The organism is Serratia sp. (in: enterobacteria) (assembly GCF_051654945.1).
Lineage (GTDB): Bacteria > Pseudomonadota > Gammaproteobacteria > Enterobacterales > Enterobacteriaceae > Chania.
Window position 1 is genome coordinate 106,988 of the sequence record NZ_JBOFZA010000037.1, and the last position, 16,238, is coordinate 123,225.

The 16,238-nt window shown below is 55.4% G+C and carries 11 protein-coding genes; 5 read left to right on the forward strand and 6 right to left on the reverse strand.

Annotation, left to right across the window (positions count from 1 at the left end):
- Positions 1-365 precede the first annotated feature (365 nt).
- The 5 genes from glgB to glgP all read left to right on the forward strand — a co-directional run bounded on the left by glgB (position 366) and on the right by glgP (position 9,812).
- Positions 366-2,549, forward strand: coding sequence for a 1,4-alpha-glucan branching protein GlgB (gene glgB / locus ACRDCA_RS04135; protein WP_438688413.1), 2,184 nt, complete (start codon positions 366-368; stop codon positions 2,547-2,549).
- Positions 2,549-4,534, forward strand: a complete 1,986-nt coding sequence (gene glgX, locus ACRDCA_RS04140) for a glycogen debranching protein GlgX (RefSeq protein ID WP_438688414.1) — start codon at positions 2,549-2,551, stop codon at positions 4,532-4,534. Before glgB ends, glgX begins: the two co-directional genes overlap by 1 nt.
- Positions 4,535-4,546: 12 nt before the next feature.
- Positions 4,547-5,824 (forward strand): glucose-1-phosphate adenylyltransferase, encoded by a 1,278-nt coding sequence (glgC, locus tag ACRDCA_RS04145; RefSeq protein ID WP_438688415.1) that lies wholly within the window; start codon positions 4,547-4,549, stop codon positions 5,822-5,824.
- Positions 5,825-5,906: 82 nt separating this feature from the next.
- Entirely contained in the window at positions 5,907-7,340 is a 1,434-nt protein-coding gene (glgA, locus tag ACRDCA_RS04150; RefSeq protein ID WP_438688416.1) for a glycogen synthase GlgA, read from the forward strand.
- A 24-nt stretch (positions 7,341-7,364) separates the two neighbouring features.
- A complete protein-coding gene (glgP, locus tag ACRDCA_RS04155) occupies positions 7,365-9,812 on the forward strand; it encodes a glycogen phosphorylase (RefSeq protein WP_438688417.1) in 2,448 nt (815 codons plus the stop codon).
- A gap of 80 nt (positions 9,813-9,892) precedes the next feature.
- Here glgP and glpD read toward each other — a convergent pair whose 3' ends face one another.
- The 6 genes from glpD to ulaR all read right to left on the reverse strand — a co-directional run bounded on the left by glpD (position 9,893) and on the right by ulaR (position 16,123).
- On the reverse strand, positions 9,893-11,401 hold the full coding sequence (glpD, locus tag ACRDCA_RS04160; RefSeq protein ID WP_025119267.1) for a glycerol-3-phosphate dehydrogenase: 1,509 nt from the start codon (positions 11,399-11,401) through the stop codon (positions 9,893-9,895).
- A gap of 360 nt (positions 11,402-11,761) precedes the next feature.
- The gene (locus ACRDCA_RS04165) at positions 11,762-12,520 is read right to left on the reverse strand and encodes a DeoR/GlpR family transcriptional regulator (RefSeq protein ID WP_021181740.1); all 759 of its coding nucleotides are present in this window, start codon (positions 12,518-12,520) and stop codon (positions 11,762-11,764) included.
- Positions 12,521-12,553: 33 nt separating this feature from the next.
- The gene (gene glpG, locus ACRDCA_RS04170; RefSeq protein WP_438688418.1) at positions 12,554-13,390 is read right to left on the reverse strand and encodes a rhomboid family intramembrane serine protease GlpG; all 837 of its coding nucleotides are present in this window, start codon (positions 13,388-13,390) and stop codon (positions 12,554-12,556) included.
- 158 nt (positions 13,391-13,548) lie between these two features.
- The gene (gene glpE, locus ACRDCA_RS04175) at positions 13,549-13,875 is read right to left on the reverse strand and encodes a thiosulfate sulfurtransferase GlpE (RefSeq protein WP_438688419.1); all 327 of its coding nucleotides are present in this window, start codon (positions 13,873-13,875) and stop codon (positions 13,549-13,551) included.
- Between the two features lie 263 nt (positions 13,876-14,138).
- Complete coding sequence (locus ACRDCA_RS04180; protein WP_438688420.1) at positions 14,139-15,104, reverse strand: autotransporter family protein; 966 nt, start codon at positions 15,102-15,104, stop codon at positions 14,139-14,141.
- A gap of 263 nt (positions 15,105-15,367) precedes the next feature.
- On the reverse strand, positions 15,368-16,123 hold the full coding sequence (ulaR, locus tag ACRDCA_RS04185) for an HTH-type transcriptional regulator UlaR (RefSeq protein ID WP_438688421.1): 756 nt from the start codon (positions 16,121-16,123) through the stop codon (positions 15,368-15,370).
- Positions 16,124-16,238: the final 115 nt, after the last annotated feature.

Below are 16,238 nucleotides of genomic sequence, written 5' to 3' on the forward strand. Positions count from 1 at the left end.
ATTAGCGTAGCCGTAAAGACGATGTAGGGAAGGTGGCGTCATGCCTGTCGTATCTCAGACCCAGCCACTGCCGATTGCCCGCTCGGCCGGTTTTCCGGGCAAAAATTTTCCTTGGTAATGCCCCAATGTTTTGAGCAGAGATGACTATGCTTATTAGGTGGATGAAGAGTTCTCCATTAATGGTGAAAATTCGCCTGAAAAATAAGCATAAAGAGCGAAACTGCGAGCATGAAGGCGATCGATTAATCAATAACCGACTGAAATCACGCTTTAGGTAGCAAATGAATTGCATGATAGGTGCAACGGCTGCTTTTTGTTCAGTGTAGCCTTTTAAAAGTCATGCTCTTAATCAAAGGAAGAATGCTATGCCTGTACTTCCCGAACGTGACGTGATCAACCAGCTAATTTCCGGTCATTACGCTGACCCTTTTTCTCTGCTCGGCATGCATGTTACCGAGCATGGGTTACAGATTTGTGCCCTGCTGCCGGATGCAGGTACCGTCTGGTTGATAGAGAGCAAAACCGGTAACCGCCTGGTGCAGCTCAATTGCGATGACGCTCGTGGTTTTTTCAGCGCTCTCGTCCCGCGCCGTAAAACTCCTTTCCGCTACCAGCTTGAAGTCAGCTGGCGCGACCATCAACAACTTCTCGAAGACCCTTATCGTTTTGGCACTCTGTTGCAGGATATTGATAGCTGGCTGCTGGCCGAGGGGACGCATCTGCGGCCATATGAGCGGCTGGGTGCGCATCCTGGCATGCTGGATGAGGTGGAGGGCGTCAGCTTTGCCGTTTGGGCACCCAACGCTCAGCGCGTATCGGTAGTCGGTGAGTTCAACTTCTGGGATGGCCGACGCCACCCGATGCGCAAGCGCCGGGAGAATGGCATTTGGGAGCTGTTTTTACCGGGCGTGAAGGCCGGGCAGCTGTATAAATACGAGATTATCGATTGTTACGGCAATGTGCAGCTCAAGGCCGATCCTTATGCCTTCGAAGCGCAGATGCGGCCAGAGACGGCTTCGCTGATCACGCCGCTGCCAGCGGTGGTGGAAAACACGCCGGAAAGGCAGCGGGCCAATGATTTTGACCGCCCGATCTCGATCTACGAAGTGCACCTGGGCTCCTGGCGCCGCCATACGGACAATAATTTCTGGCTCAGTTACCAGGAACTGGCCGAACAGCTGATCCCTTACGTTAAGGATATGGGGTTCACCCATATTGAACTGCTGCCGATCAACGAACATCCGTTTGACGGTAGTTGGGGCTATCAGCCGTTGGGAATGTATGCACCAACCCGCCGCTTTGGTACGCCAGCGGAGTTCAAGGCTTTTGTGGCCGCGGCGCATGAAGCCGGGATCAACGTGATCCTGGACTGGGTGCCGGGGCATTTCCCCAGCGATGCCCACGGCCTGGCCAACTTCGACGGTACCGCGCTGTATGAATATGCCGATCCCCGTGAAGGCTTCCATCAGGATTGGAACACGCTGATCTACAACTATGGCCGCCACGAGGTACGTAACTATTTGGCGGGTAATGCGTTTTACTGGCTGGAGCGCTTTGGTATCGACGGTCTGCGCGTCGATGCGGTGGCGTCGATGATTTACCGTGACTATAGCCGTGCCGACGGCGAGTGGGTGCCAAACTACTACGGTGGCAATGAGAACCTGGAAGCGATCTCCTTCCTGCGTTACACCAACCAGACGCTAGGCAAAGAGCGGCCAGGAGCGGTGACGCTGGCGGAAGAATCGACCGATTATCCGGGCGTTACGCTACCGCCGGATGCCAATGGCTTAGGTTTCCACTACAAGTGGGATCTCGGCTGGATGCACGACACGTTGGACTACATGAAGTGCGATCCGGTGCACCGTAAATACCATCACAACCTGATGACCTTCGGCATGATGTATGCCTATTCCGAGAACTTCGTGCTGCCGATTTCGCACGACGAAGTGGTGCATGGCAAACGCTCCGTTCTGGACCGGATGCCGGGGGATGCCTGGCAGAAGTTTGCCAACCTGCGGGCCTATTACGGCTTTATGTGGGCGCATCCGGGCAAGAAGCTGCTGTTTATGGGCAGCGAGTTTGCCCAAGGGCGTGAGTGGAACTTCGATACCAGCCTGGATTGGCATCTGCTGGAAGGGTTGGACGGTTGGCACCACGGCGTGCAGCGGCTGGTACGCGATCTTAACCATTGCTACCAGCAGAACGCACCGCTGTACGAGCGGGATTATCGCCCGGACGGTTTTGAATGGCTGGTGGTCGACGATCACGACAACTCGGTATTTGCCTTCGCACGCTATGATTCTCAGGGCAATGAGCTGATTGCCATCAGCAACTTTACCCCGGTGCCACGCCCTCATTACCGCATTGGCATTTCACGCGCTGGCGAGTATCAGGAAATCCTCAATACCGATTCACACCATTATCACGGTAGCAACGCTGGTAATCAGGGGCGAGTGATCTCGCAGCCGATCGGCAGCCATGGCCGTGAACATTCGATCAGCGTGATGGTGCCACCACTGGCCACGGTTTATCTGCGGCGGGAGGCTTGATGGCAGAGCTGACGCCGGGTCTTGCCGCGCCTTTAGGGGCTTACTACGACGGTAATGGCATCAACTTTACCCTGTTCTCTGCACATGCCACGCAGGTCGAACTGTGTCTGTTCGATGCGCAATATCGTGAAACACGCCTGCCGTTGCCTGCCCGCAGCGGTGATATCTGGCACGGATATCTGCCGGGGGGCGAGCCGGGGCAGCGTTATGGTTTTCGGGTGCACGGCCCGTTTGAGCCGCATCTTGGGTTGCGCTTTAACGCCAACAAGTTGCTGCTCGATCCGGCGGCACGGGCGGTAGAAGGCCCGGTGGCCGACCATGTGCATTTGCACGGGGGATACGATCAACCGGATCCGCAAGACAGCGCCCCTTTGATGCCCAAATGCGTGGTGATCGATGAAAGTTACGATTGGCAGGACGATCGTCCGCCTGCCACTCCTTGGGGCAAAACGGTGATCTACGAAGCGCATGTCCGGGGGTTGACGTTAACGCACCCGGAGATCCCGGCCGTATTGCGTGGCAGTTTTGCCGCGTTGGGCCACCCGGCGATGATTGCCTACTTCAAGCGGTTGGGGATCACCGCGCTTGAGCTACTGCCGGTGCAACAGCACACCACGGAACCGCGTCTGCAACGTCTGGGATTGATCAATTACTGGGGCTACAACGTGCTGGCCCCTTTTGCGCCAGACAATCGCTATAGCAGTTTGAGCACCGGCACTACGCCGCTGCGTGAATTCCGTGATGCGGTGAAAGCGCTGCACCGGGCGGGGATCGAAGTGATCCTGGACGTGGTATTCAACCACAGTGCCGAGCTGGATATGGATGGGCCAACGCTGTCGCTGCGCGGTATCGACAACGTCAGCTACTACTGGCTAACCCCTGACGGTGACTACGATAACCTCACCGGCTGTGGCAATACGCTGCGCCTGGATCAGCCAGCGGGCGTGGCGTGGGTGATGGATTGCCTGCGCTTTTGGGTACGGGAGTGCCATGTCGATGGTTTCCGCTTCGATCTTGGCACCGTGTTAGGCCGCACACCGGCATTTGACCGCGATGCTCCGCTGTTTCAGGCGATGCTGGCGGACGATACGCTGGGGCGCTGCAAACTGATCGCCGAACCTTGGGATATTGGCCCAGGCGGATATCAGGTTGGCGAGTTCCCTGGCCGGTTTGCCGAGTGGAATGACCATTTTCGTGATGATATCCGCCGTTTCTGGCTGCGAGACGATCTGTCACTGGGCCAGTTTGCCCAGCGTTTTGCCGCATCCAGCGAGGTATTCAACCAGCGTGGGCGCGCGCCCTATGTCAGCATCAACATGCTGACCGCCCACGACGGCTTTACCTTGCAGGACGTAGTGAGTTTCAAGGAGAAGCATAACCAGCCTAACGGAGAGGGAAACCGTGACGGCAGTGACCAGAACTTTAGCTGTAACCACGGGGTTGAAGGCCTGATTGCCGACGAAACCGTCTTGCAACGCCGCCGGGCCAGCCAGCGAGCACTGCTTGCCACGCTGCTTCTGGCACAGGGTACACCGATGCTGCTGGCCGGTGATGAGCACGGAAATAGCCAGCAGGGTAACAACAATGCGTACTGTCAGGATAACGAAACCACCTGGCTCGACTGGGCCAATGCGGATGATTCACTGACCGCATACACCGCCGCGCTGATCCGCTTGCGCCAGCAAATTCCTGCCTTGCAGGCAGACCGCTGGTGGCAGGAGGGAGATGGCAGCGTGCAGTGGTTGAACGCGCAGGGGCAGCCGCTCAGTGCGCAACAGTGGGAACAGAGCGATCGCTGCATGCAGATCCGCCTGTCACAACGCTGGCTGATGGTGATCAATGCCACGCAGCAGGTCGTTGAGATGACGTTGCCCGAGGGTGATTGGCAGGTTGTCGCCCCCTTTACTCAGGAAAATTCACGGGTGGCTTTACCCGCCTGGTGCCAGGCTGCGCATTCGCTTTGCGTGCTGGTAGAGAACAATTAAAAGGAGTCAGTTATGGTTAAGCACGAAAATAAAGACCCTCTGATGTTGGCGCGCCAACTGCCGAATAAATCCGTTGCCCTGATCCTGGCGGGGGGCCGTGGTTCGCGTTTGAAAGATTTAACCTCTACCCGCGCCAAGCCTGCCGTTCACTTTGGGGGTAAGTACCGCATTATCGATTTTGCCATGTCCAACTGCCTGAACTCAGGGATCCGCCGCATGGGGGTGATCACCCAGTATCATTCCCATACGCTGGTGCAGCATATTCAGCGGGGTTGGTCGTTCCTGAACGAAGAGATGAATGAGTTTGTCGATCTGCTGCCTGCCCAGCAGCGCCTCAGCACCGAACATTGGTACAAAGGCACCGCGGATGCGGTCTATCAGAACCTCGATATCATCCGCCGCTATGAAGCGGAATACGTGGTGATCCTGGCGGGCGACCATATTTATAAAATGGACTATTCGCGCATGCTGATCGACCACGTCGAAAAAGGGGCGCAGTGTACGGTGGCCTGTATTCCGGTACCGCGCAAGGAGGCCAGCGAGTTTGGCGTGATGAAAGTGGATGATAATGACCTGATCCTCGAATTCCTGGAAAAACCTGCCAATCCACCGGCCATGCCGGGTAATCCCGAGATGTCGCTGGCCAGCATGGGCATCTATATCTTCAACGCCAGCTACCTCTACCAACTGTTGGAAGAGGATATGTCGACTCCTGGCTCTACCCATGACTTCGGCAAGGATCTGATCCCTAAAATCACCGCACAAGGGGCTGCCTGGGCGCACCCGTTTACCCTTTCCTGCGTAGGATGTGGTCCGGATCTGCCGCCGTATTGGCGTGATGTCGGTACCTTGGAAGCCTACTGGCGCGCCAACCTCGACCTGGCTTCGGTCACGCCTGAACTGGATATGTACGACCGTGGTTGGCCGATCCGCACCTATATGGAACCGTTGCCGCCAGCCAAATTTGTGCAGGACCGTTCCGGTAGCCATGGCATGACCATGAACTCGCTGGTAGCCGGTGGCTGCATTGTTTCCGGTTCGGTGGTGGTGCATTCGGTGCTGTTCTCGAAGGTGCGGGTGAACTCCTTCTGCACTATCGACTCTTCTGTATTATTGCCTGATGTGAACGTGGGCCGCTCTTGCCGCCTGCGCCGCTGCATTATCGATCGCGCCTGCCATATTCCGGAAGGCATGGTGATTGGCGAAAACGCCGAGGAAGACAGCAAGCGTTTTTACCGCTCGGAAGAGGGCATCGTGCTGGTGACGCGCGAAATGTTGGCAAAACTGTAGTCATTGTGACCAGAACCTTGGGCGTGGCTGGCCGCGCCCCTAATCTCCGTAAAGACGTTTTTACCGAATTTCAGGAGTGATAATGCAGGTTTTACACGTATGTTCCGAGATGTTCCCACTGCTTAAAACCGGCGGGCTTGCAGACGTGGTTGGCGCATTACCGACGGCGCAGATTGCCGCAGGAGCTGATGTTCGGGTGCTATTGCCGGCTTTTCCTGACGTGCGCAACGGGATCCCGGATACGGTACTGGTTGCCGAGATCGACTCCTTTGCCGGGCGCGTAGGCCTGCGTTATGGCACCTATCATGGCGTGGGCATTTACCTGGTCGATGCCCCCTGGTTGTACGACCGGCCGGGCAGTCCCTATCACGATCAGTCGATGAATGCCTATCCGGACAACCATCGCCGTTTTGCCTTATTAGGCTGGATGGCCTGTGAACTGGCGAAAGGGCTGGATCATTACTGGCGGCCAAAACTGGTGCATGCTCACGACTGGCACGCGGGATTGGCCTGCGCCTATCTGGCGGCCAACGGCCACCCGGCTCGCTCGATCTTCACCGTCCACAATCTGGCCTATCAGGGGCTGTTCTCCGCCCATCATATGTCGGAACTGTGGTTGCCATCGTCATTTATGAATATCTATGGCCTGGAGTTTTACGGCCAGATGTCTTTCCTCAAGGCAGGTCTGTACTACGCCGACCATATCACCGCCGTCAGCCCGACTTATGCACGTGAAATTACCCAACCGGAGTTCGGTTACGGTATGGAAGGGTTGCTACAGGAGCGGCAGCGGCAGGGGAGATTGAGCGGTATTCTCAACGGCGTTGATGACAAGATTTGGGATCCATCGCACGATGCGCGGCTGGCGGCCCGCTACGATGCCGACAGCCTGAAAAACAAGGCCAAGAATAAGGTTCATCTGCAAAAAGCCATGGGGCTGCAGGTCGATGAATCGTTGCCGCTGTTTGCGGTGGTCAGCCGTTTGACCAACCAGAAAGGGTTGGATCTGGTGCTGGAAGCCCTGCCAGCCTTGCTGGAACAGGGCGGCCAACTGGTAGTGCTGGGGGCGGGTGATGCGGTATTGCAGCAGGCTTTCCTGGCCGCTGCGGCCGATTACCCAGAGCAGGTTGGCGTGCAGATTGGCTACCATGAGGCGTTCTCTCACCGGATTATCGGCGGTGCGGATGTGATCCTGGTGCCCAGCCGTTTTGAGCCTTGCGGGCTAACGCAACTCTATGGCCTGAAATACGGCACGCTGCCACTGGTGCGCCGCACCGGGGGGCTGGCGGATACGGTGGTGGACTGCGCGTTGGAGTTCCTGGCAGACGGTTCCGCCAGTGGGTTTGTGTTTGATAATTGTGATGCGGGCGCTCTGAGCAATGCCATCCGGCGTGCTCTGGTGCTGTGGAGCCGGCCGAAGCATTGGCATCATGTGCAACGCCATGCCATGAGTCTGGATTTTGGCTGGCAAGTCGCGGCAAAGGAATACTTGTCGCTCTATCAACGCTTGTTGTAATCACGTACTTGGGATTGAACTACTATGACTTCACCGTTTAGTTACACCTCACCCACGGTCAGTGTTGAAGCGCTGAAACATTCCATCGCCTATAAACTGATGTTTATTGTCGGTAAGGATCCGGCAATCGCCACCCAACACGACTGGCTCAACGCCGTGTTATTTGCGGTGCGCGACAGGATGGTGGAACGTTGGTTGCGATCCAATCGCGCCCAGCTTTCGCAAGATGTCCGGCAGGTCTATTACCTGTCGATGGAATTTCTGCTTGGCCGTACGCTGTCGAATGCGCTGTTATCCATGGGGATTTACCAGGATATCGAAGACGCACTCGATGAGATGGGCCTGAACCTGAGCGAACTGCTTGAGGAAGAGAACGATCCTGGCCTGGGCAATGGCGGCCTGGGGCGGTTGGCTGCCTGCTTCCTGGATTCGTTGGCCACGTTGGCACTGCCTGGCCGGGGTTACGGCATCCGCTACGAATACGGCATGTTCAAGCAGAATATCGTCAATGGCCAGCAGATGGAGTCGCCTGATTACTGGCTGGAATACGGCAACCCGTGGGAATTCCCGCGCCACAATACCCGCTATAAAGTGCGTTTTGGCGGCCGCGTTCAGCAGGAAGGGGCGAAGGCCCGCTGGGTGGAAACCGAAGAGATTATCGCTATCGCCTACGATCAGGTGATCCCGGGCTTTGATACCGATGCGACCAACACGCTGCGTTTGTGGAGCGCGCAGGCCAGTAATGAAATCAATCTGGGCAAGTTCAACCAGGGGGATTATTTTGCCGCGGTGGAAGATAAAAACCACTCCGAGAACGTATCGCGCGTGCTCTATCCTGATGACTCCACCTATTCCGGGCGTGAACTGCGCCTGCGGCAGGAGTATTTCCTGGTTTCAGCGACCACCCAGGACATCCTCAACCGCCATTGGACGATGCACAAAACCTTCGACAATCTGGCCGACAAGATTGCCATCCACCTCAACGATACTCACCCGGTATTGTCGATCCCTGAACTGATGCACCTGCTGATTGATGAACACAAATTCAGCTGGCTGGATGCCTGGGAAGTGGTAGAAAAGGTGTTCTCTTACACCAACCATACCTTGATGAGCGAAGCGCTGGAAACCTGGCCGGTCGAGATGCTGGGCAAGATCCTGCCGCGCCACCTGCAATTGATCTTCGAAATCAACGACCATTTCCTCAAGCAGGTACAGCAGGTGGTACCGGGCGATAATCAGTTGCTGGCACGGGTTTCCATCATCGATGAAACCAACGGGCGCAGGGTGCGGATGGCGTGGTTGGCGGTGGTGGCCAGCCATAAGGTGAATGGCGTGTCGGCACTGCATTCCGAACTGATGGTACAGTCTTTGTTTGCTGATTTTGCTCGCGTATTCCCCGATCGCTTCTGCAATAAAACCAACGGTGTAACCCCGCGCCGCTGGCTGGGGCTGGCTAACCGGCCATTATCCAAGGTGCTGGATGACAGCATCGGCCATAACTGGCGTACCGATCTCAGCCAGCTTGGTGAAATCAAGGCAAACGCAGATTACCCGAGCTTTTTGCAGGCCGTACAGGCTGCCAAACGGCAGAACAAGGAACGGCTGGCGGCCTATATCGCTAAAAAGCTCAACGTGGTGGTGAACCCCGATGCGTTGTTCGACGTACAGATCAAGCGGATCCACGAATATAAGCGGCAGTTGCTGAACGTATTGCATGTGATCACGCGTTATAACCGCCTGTTGCAGGACCCTGATGTCAAACAGGTGCCGCGTGTGGTGATCTTTGCGGGTAAAGCCGCTTCGGCCTATTACGCCGCCAAGCAGATCATTCGCCTGATCAACGACGTGGCGAAGGTGATCAACAACGATCCGCGCGTGCATGATGATTTGAAGGTGGTGTTTATCCCTAACTACGGGGTGAGCCTGGCCCAGATGATCATTCCAGCGGCCGATCTCTCCGAGCAGATCTCACTGGCGGGCACCGAAGCTTCGGGCACCAGCAACATGAAGTTTGCCCTCAACGGTGCCTTGACCATCGGCACGCTGGATGGGGCCAACGTTGAAATGCTGGAGCACGTCGGCGAAGAGAACATCTTTATCTTTGGCAATACCGCCGATCAGGTGGAGGCGCTGCGCCGCGATGGGTATAACCCGCGTCAGTATTTTGAGCAGGATGAAGAGTTGCATCTGGCGTTGACGCAGATCGCGACCGGCGCGTTCAGCCCCGAAGATCCCAAGCGTTACAGCAGCCTGTTCGATTCACTGGTCAATCTTGGCGACCATTATCAGTTGCTGGCCGACTATCGCAGCTATGTGGATACGCAGGATAAGGTGGATGAGGTGTATCTCAATCAGGACGATTGGACCAAGCGCGCGATACTGAACATTGCCAATATGGGCTATTTCTCTTCCGACCGGACGATCCAGGAGTATGCGGATGAGATTTGGCATATCAAGCCGATAAAGCTGTAATAGATAAGGGCCGGATATCCGGCCCTTACTTTTAGTTCGTTGTGTAGGAGTGCTGCTGCGCTCGCTTACTCACATCCCAATCAAGAGGCCAACGACAGCGCCTTTGGTTTGGCGTTTTCTGCCAGCCAGGTTTTCACCCGTGCCTGCTGCTCTTCGCTGAGCCACATGCCCAGCTTGGTGCGGCGCCACAGGGCATCATCCAGCTCGACAACCCACTCTTTTTCTACCAGATAACGCAGTTCAGCCTCATACAGATCATGGCCGAAGTCTTCACCCAAATCGTTCAGGCTATTGGCATTGGCCAGGATAATTTCGCTGTGGCTGCCATAGGTACGGGCGTAACGACGGGCCAGGGACTCGGTCATCCAGCCGTGCTGACGACGCAGTTTGGCGGCGTAGCTGTCGCGATCGCCATCAATGTTGCCCCCTGGCAGAGAACCGTTTTTGGTCCACGCCGGGCCGCAGCCAGGGTAGTAGTGAGCCAGCTTCTCCATCGCATGTTCGGCCAGCTTGCGATAGGTCGTCAGTTTACCGCCGAACACGGAAAGCAGTGGTGCTTTACCCTGCTCGTCATGCACATCCAGCGTATAGTCGCGAGTTACGGCCTGCGGTGAGTCCGATTCATCATCACACAGTGGGCGCACGCCGGAGTAGGTCCAGACGATGTCATCACGGCCCAGCTGTTTCTTGAAGTGGTCGTTATACACCTTCAACAGATAGTCGATTTCGTTATCGTCGATCTTCACGTCTTTCGGATCGCCGTGGTACTCCACGTCGGTAGTACCGATGATGGAGAACTCGTCCAGCCACGGGATGACAAACACAATACGGTGATCTTCGTTCTGCAAGATATAAGACTGCGGCTGGTTGTGCGCCCGTGGCACCACGATATGGCTACCTTTGATCAGGCGAATACCGTAAGGGGACTTGAGCTTCAGGCCATCGTCAAAGAAGTGTTTCACCCATGGGCCGGTGGCGTTGACCAGGCCTTTGGCGCGCCAGGTAAAGGTTTTGCCGCTGTCGACATCGGTGGCTTCCACCATCCACAGGCCATTTTCACGCCAGGCGCGGGTCACTTTGGTGCGGGTGCGGACTTCGCCACCGCGTTCGGCCACGGCTTGGGCGTTTAATACCACCAGGCGCGCATCGTCGACCCAGCAGTCAGAATATTCGAAACCGCGCTTTAATTCCGGCTTCAGCACGGATTCTGGTCCAAAGCGCAAGCCTTTACTGCCCGGCAGGCTGGTGCGTTTACCCAAATGATCGTACAGGAACAGGCCGGTACGGATCATCCAGGCCGGGCGCAGATGGGGCTGGTGCGGCAGGCGGAAGCGCATTGGGAAGGCGATATGCGGGGCCAGTTTCAGCAGCACCTCACGTTCGGCCAGCGCTTCGCTGACCAGACGGAATTCGTAGTGTTCCAGGTAGCGCAGGCCACCGTGGATCAGTTTAGAACTGGCGGAAGACGTAGCGCAGGCCAAGTCTTGCGCTTCCAGTAGCAGCACGGACAGCCCTCGCCCGGCTGCATCGGCTGCGATGCCGGCTCCGTTGATGCCGCCACCGATAACGATCAAGTCTTTGGTTTCCACGTTTACTCCTCCTGGTGTTCGAAATAGCTCTTTTATGTTCGTTTTCGCTCATTATTGTAATCGGAAACCAACAAGCAAGCCAAGAGTTAACCAAACAAAAACATTCTTGCGTGATAGAGGTAACAGTTTGGTGATAGTAGTTATACAAATAGCAGGGGTATTAGGGCGTTGGTGTTGGGAAAGCCCCTCACCCCAACCCTCTCCCACGGAGGGATCGAGAACGCCATAAGCTCTTGTTAGAGGGAGAGGGAGTCAGTCCGGTGTCGTGGGTAAGCCGGTGCTGTTGCGGAAAATGTGGGGAGGTTCAGCGGACTCGATCGGTTCCCTCTCCTTTTGGGAGAGGGTTAGAGTGAGGGGCGATCAGCAGAGTTCCAGCTGCACGTCGTACTGCTCGATGATTTTCATCACGCTCGGCGGTGGAGCCTGATCGGTAAACAGATAGTCGATCAGGTTCATATTGCCCAGGTTGACCATCGCATTACGGCCAAACTTGGAGTGGTCGGTAACCAGCATCACGCAGCGCGAGTTTTCGATAATTGCGCGTTTGGTTCGCACTTCGTGATAATCGAATTCAAGCAGGGAGCCATCCATATCGATGCCGCTGATGCCGAGAATGCCGAAATCGAGGCGGAACTGGGAGATAAAGTCCAGCGTGGCTTCGCCCATGATGCCGCCATCGCGGGTACGGACTTCGCCACCGGCCAGGATCAGGCGGAAATCCTCTTTGGCGGTGAGCAGGGTGGCCACGTTCAGGTTGTTGGTGACGACCCGCAGGTTTTTATGGCCCATCAATGCATGAGCGACCGCTTCCGGTGTGGTGCCGATATCGATAAACAGCGTGGCCCCATCCGGGATCTGGCTGGCAACGCGCTGGGCGATGCGGGCTTTCTCTTCCGACCACATTACTTTGCGATCGTGATACGCGGTGTTTACCGAACTGGACGGTAACGCAGCCCCACCGTGGTGGCGCTGTATTTTGTTCTGATCGGCCAGGTCATTCAAGTCACGGCGAATGGTCTGCGGGCTGACGGCGAAATGCTCCACCAACTCTTCCGTGCTGACATATCCCTGTAGGCGCACCAATTCGATAATTGCGTCATGACGCTGTGTTTGCTTCACGATAATCCCCTAATACACCGATGTGCCTGGTTGTTATTGTTCGTTGTGCGCGCGATGCCGCGTGTCCCAGAATGCCATTAATAACCCTATCACTAAACCGGCAACGTGTGCCGCATTGGCGATCGACATTCCTAAAATATCGAAATAACCGGCCACCAACCAGAGCACGGAAAAGACCATCAAACCCCGAGGCAAATTCAAGCCGCGTTCTGGTGCACGTTCTCCACTCAGCCACACGTAGCCCATCAGAGCGTAAACTACCCCGGAAAGCCCGCCGAACAGCGCACCGCTGAACAACGATTGCGCCCAACCGCTGAAGAAGGCCGATACCACGGCGATCACAAACAGCTTACCGGTGCCGAGGCGTTTTTCCAGTGGGCCACCAAGATACCACCACCACATCAGGTTAAAGGTAATGTGCAGCAGCGAGAAGTGGAGAAATGCATGGCTGACCCAGCGCCACAGCTGGCCATATTGCGAGCTGTTTTGCGGCCAGGAGAGCCAGAACATGACGGTATCATCACCCAGCACCTGCATCAGAATGTAGACCAGAATGCAAAGGGTCATTACCGTCAGCGTCAGCGGCCCGGCCTTGCTGCGGATGATTTGCAGATAGGAAAACTGTTGGTATTGCAGACCGGCAGCGGTGCTGCCTGCCTGCCAACTGGCGGCCTGATAGCGGCGATTGAGCGGATCGAGCAGAAACTGTTGCAGCTCGTGTTGCACCTGCTCCAGATGGGCCTCGTCCGCCAGCCAGATTTCGGCGGCATCGCCTGTGGCGCGAACTTCAAGCACCACTCCCTGCGTGGCCATGTAATCGACAAAGGCCTGCGCCAGGCGAGGGTTAGATACGGCGATCACTCGAACCATAGATTTTCCGTCTAAGTAGATGACTTTGGCCACGGGCAAAACCGCCGATGGCATTGGCGGCTGATTATACCGTTGAAATCCTGAACGCAGGGAAGGGATCTGACAAAAACAGTGCAGAAGGCAGTAATTGGCCGCCCAGGCAGGCGGCCTAAAGGCGATTAGGCGGAGGTCTCAACGTCCTGTGGGAACTGACGTGCCCAGGCTTCAAAGCCACCATTAATGCTGTAAACCGCATCAAATCCCTGATGCAGCAGATACTGCGCGGCACTGCGGCTGCTGTTGCCGTGGTAACACATCACCATCACCGGGCGATCGAACTCGTTCTGCTGCATAAATGCGGACAGGGTGGCGTTGGTGAGATGAAAAGCGCCCGGCGTATGCCCGGCTTCAAAGCTTTGTGGATCGCGGATATCAACCAGCGCGGCACTGCCGTCTTTCAGACGTTGATGCGCCTGCACAACGTCGATTGTTTCAAACTGTTCCATAACTGCAAAATACCGGGTAATGGGCTAATGCCGGTATTGTATCCAACTTTTGCAGAATTAAGACCAGAGCAACGGCAGGGTTTTTATACCCGTCGTCTTTCAAGCTGCAGCGTTGTTACCTGCGCTCACTCACCCCAGTCACTTACTAAAAGTAAGCTCCTGGGGATGAGTGAGCTTGTCGCCTAGCTGCAACTCGAAATCCATAGGGTATGCCAGTATTTGAATTCGAGCCTGACAAGGGACGCCAGCAGCGAAAAGCGTTATCACCAGCGATAGCTCACACCTAAAGTGCCGCCGTAATCCTGGTAGCTGTTGGCCCCCATAGTGACGCCGCCCTCAAACCAAATCTGCATGCTGGCACTGCTCGGTGTCTGCAAGCCCAGCTTTACCTCGAACAAATTATCCAGGGAGTGGGTCTCTACTCGCGTATCATTAAAACTGACGGCGTTATTACCATTAAAATGCCACCAGTTGGTCGCTAGATAGGCGGTAGTATTATCTTCCTGATCGCTGTACCAGCGAATACCGACACGCGACGTAAAGTCTGGTACATCGGCCTGATGAATATAAACCCCGGTCGGATCCTGATAATTATCGGCATCGAAGCGGTTATAAATAATTTGTAGCTGCGGCTCGATAATCAACTCGAGTGTCGAGAAGGGCTGCAAGGCATAACCGGTTTCCACAGAGACGCTAAAGCCTGTGCTGTCATAATCCTGTTTGCCTTGGGCATAGGTTACGCTGTTGTTAAACCAGGCATATTGCAGCCAGGAATCTACATACGCCCCGGAGTGGTTTTTCTTATCCTGATACCAGGTGCTGTAAGCGCCGATTGAATAACCGTCGACCTTGCCTTCGGACGAGTTTGTGGCGTTGTTAGCACTGCTCTTGGCGTGGCCGTAGCCAGTCATCAGGCCTGCCGTCCACTCTTCCTTATTGTTCTCCAAGGCTAACAAATCTCCGCCCAGCATAAAGACCTGGCGATCGGTATCGACAGATAAGCCGTTATCGCTAATGCTCAGATCCTTACTGTGATAGCCAGAACCTCGCACCCAGAATTGGCTGTCACCTGGCGCGACCTTTCTTTGGTGCAGGGTATGAGAAAATAAGGTTGATGCGGCAACCTGATTGCCCAGATAAACCCCGGCATCGGGTCGATAACTATAATCGATTATTGGATCTGCGCTTGCCAATGTCGGGGAAAAAATCAGATAAACCCCTGTTATCATAAGTATTTTCTTACTCACCGCCACAATCCCAACTCCATATGGAAATTTGCCGCAATAGTACCCAGATGAAACGACAATGTCATGAAAAAACAGGTCGGTTTTAGATTAAAAATAAGCTATTTTGCACGACCTATTTATTTGGTGGATGTTTTAGGCCTTATATTCGCTTTAATTTATAGATATATTTAATAACAGCAAGGTTATGGGTCATCCTGGAAAAATTCCCAGGATGACAGAAATAAAAGTGAGGCCTGGCGTAAAGCTTAAACCAACTGCACATCGACCCCTTGTTGGCGTAGTTGCTCGACTATCGCCGGATTGGCATCGCGCCCGGTAATGACGATGTCGATCTGCTCGGTGCGGCTGAACAGCATTCCCGCGCGTTGGCCGACTTTGCTGCTGTCCACCAACACCACCAGCTTACCGACATAGTTCAGCATCTTCTGTTCGGCCATGGCGGTAAGCATATCGGTTTTATACAGCCCGTCGCTGGTGAGGCCGATACCGCTGGTGAACATCCAGTGCCCGGCATACAGGGTGGCATCGCCGTCCTGCGGAGCCAGGGTGATCGACTGACTTTTATTATACTGGCCGCCCATAATCACTACGCTTTCGTGTTCACGCTCGATCAGGTAATTGGCCAGCGGCAGGTAGTTGGTGATCACCTGTACCTCTTTACCGCACATCTCGCGCCCCAGCAGGAACGCGGTGGAACCACAGTTGATCACTACGCTCTCTCCCGCCTGGCAAAGCTGGGCGGCCGCTTTGGCGATGCGCATCTTCTCGTCCAGATGCTGAGTCTGATGAATATTGAGCGGTGTCCAGGTGGGGCGCGGGGTGCTGGTGGCTTCGGCACCGTTACGCACCTTGCGCAACTTACCGGTCTCATTGAGCTTGTTGATGTCGCGGCGCGCCGTTGCCGGTGAGATCTCAAAGGCGCTAATCACATCGGCCACGGAGATTTGCCCCTTACGCTGTAAGAGATCGAGAATGGCATTATGGCGCTGGGATTCGGTCATGCAGGCTCCGTCGAGAAATGAGAACGTTACCCCATCGTCAGGGGATATGACGTGATTATATGCTCACCTGCTGATGATTTGAATCATCCATGTGCAGAAGTGAGCATCTAACCGG

What these genes read in the sequence shown, in the direction of transcription:
- glpG (WP_438688418.1), bottom strand. Translation starts at nt 13,390, where the DNA reads ATGGTTCGAGTGATCGCCGTATCTAACCCTCGCCTGGCGCAGGCCTTT.
- glgP (WP_438688417.1), top strand. Translation starts at nt 7,365, where the DNA reads ATGACTTCACCGTTTAGTTACACCTCACCCACGGTCAGTGTTGAAGCG.
- glpE (WP_438688419.1), bottom strand. Translation starts at nt 13,875, where the DNA reads ATGGAACAGTTTGAAACAATCGACGTTGTGCAGGCGCATCAACGTCTG.
- glgX (WP_438688414.1), top strand. Translation starts at nt 2,549, where the DNA reads ATGGCAGAGCTGACGCCGGGTCTTGCCGCGCCTTTAGGGGCTTACTAC.
- ulaR (WP_438688421.1), bottom strand. Translation starts at nt 16,123, where the DNA reads ATGACCGAATCCCAGCGCCATAATGCCATTCTCGATCTCTTACAGCGT.
- glgB (WP_438688413.1), top strand. Translation starts at nt 366, where the DNA reads ATGCCTGTACTTCCCGAACGTGACGTGATCAACCAGCTAATTTCCGGT.
- glgA (WP_438688416.1), top strand. Translation starts at nt 5,907, where the DNA reads ATGCAGGTTTTACACGTATGTTCCGAGATGTTCCCACTGCTTAAAACC.
- ACRDCA_RS04180 (WP_438688420.1), bottom strand. Translation starts at nt 15,104, where the DNA reads ATGATAACAGGGGTTTATCTGATTTTTTCCCCGACATTGGCAAGCGCA.
- glgC (WP_438688415.1), top strand. Translation starts at nt 4,547, where the DNA reads ATGGTTAAGCACGAAAATAAAGACCCTCTGATGTTGGCGCGCCAACTG.